Raw genomic sequence first — 1,385 nt, 5'->3', positions numbered from 1 at the left:
CAAGGCAGCTTCTACAACGTATTATACCAAATGATTCCGGATAATCACATACTCAAACGGATAGATTCCGCCATAGATCTCAGCTTTGTCAATGAACTATTGGCAGATAGATATTGCAAAAACTTTGGCAGACCAGCTAAAGAACCAGAGATGATGCTAAGAATACAAATCTTAAAATATCTATACAACCTGTCTGATGAACAATTGATACAGGATTTGAGCGTAAACCTGGCTTACAAATGGTTTGTAGGACTTAACCCCGAAGACCCATTGCCTGAAACCAGCCTACTGACCAAATTCCGTACCCAACGCTTAAAGGATATCAGCATGGATGCCATTATTACCGAAATAGTAAGGCAATGCATTGAAAGTGGCATAATCAAAGGTAGTAACGGCATCGTTATTGATACCACCCATATTGAAGCCAACACTATTAAAAAAGTACCCGAACGCATCATGAAGCAGTTGGCCAGAAACATTTTCAAGGCCATGGGGCAGGAAGAATACGAAATACCGGATTATACCCAAATAGAAGATCATGTTGCAGCCAAACAAATTATGAAAGATTATCTGGAAGACCTGATAGAACAAGTAAGCAAAGAAAGCTCCGAGGAAGTCATCCAGGCAGTCCAGGAAGCCCAGGAAATCTTAGAAAGCGATCTGTTCATAGAACAAAAAGGCATCCGTTCCCTGGTAGACAAAGATGCCCGAGTAGGCCACAAAACCAAGACCCAAAATTTCTATGGTTACAAGGCAGAAATATGCCAAACTACCAATGGCAGTTTAATAACTAGCATTACCATAGAACCCGGTTCCTATGTTGATGGCAGCAATTTCAAAGAGCATCTTGAAGAAACCCAAAAATCCGGATTGACCGTAACCGGAGTATATGGCGACAAAGCTTATTTCCGTCCCGACATCCTTAACCTGATCAAGGAAAATCAAGCAACATCATATATACCGGTAAGCGCTAGTGCTTACAAAATTGATGAAAAGCTATTTAGTTATAACAAGGACAGTGACCAATGGTTTTGTGTAATGGGAAATGAAACGGTGAAAGTAAAATCCAAGACCCGTGAACGGAATGGCAAAAAACAAAAGTACCTGGATTACACTTTTGAACGTGAGTTATGTCGCAATTGTCCTCGACGAAGTGAATGCATAGGTAAAAGTAAACGTATAGCCAAGTTAATGACCATCAGCATAAATACCCCTGAGTTGTATGAATACAGCCAAAGAGCTAAAACCCCGGATTTCGTTGAGGAATACCGAAAGCGAGCGAAGATCGAACCCAAGAATGCAGAACTAAAAAGATTCCACGGATTGGACCGGGCCAAAGGCTACGGTCTACGAAGTATCCGCATTCAGGCCAAACTAACAGCCCT

Annotated in this window: 1 protein-coding gene; it reads left to right on the top strand. The window is 41.4% G+C overall.

From position 1 onward, the window contains the following. Nucleotides 1–1,385 (top strand): IS1182-like element ISSwo3 family transposase (locus AWB54_RS14935; RefSeq protein ID WP_082736266.1); only part of this gene is annotated, 1,385 nt, incomplete at both ends.

The sequence above is a fragment of the Syntrophomonas wolfei subsp. methylbutyratica genome (assembly GCF_001570625.1).
Taxonomy (GTDB): domain Bacteria; phylum Bacillota; class Syntrophomonadia; order Syntrophomonadales; family Syntrophomonadaceae; genus Syntrophomonas; species Syntrophomonas methylbutyratica.
Note: the sequence above shows the minus strand (reverse complement) of the source record. Positions and strands in the feature narration are given on the sequence as shown.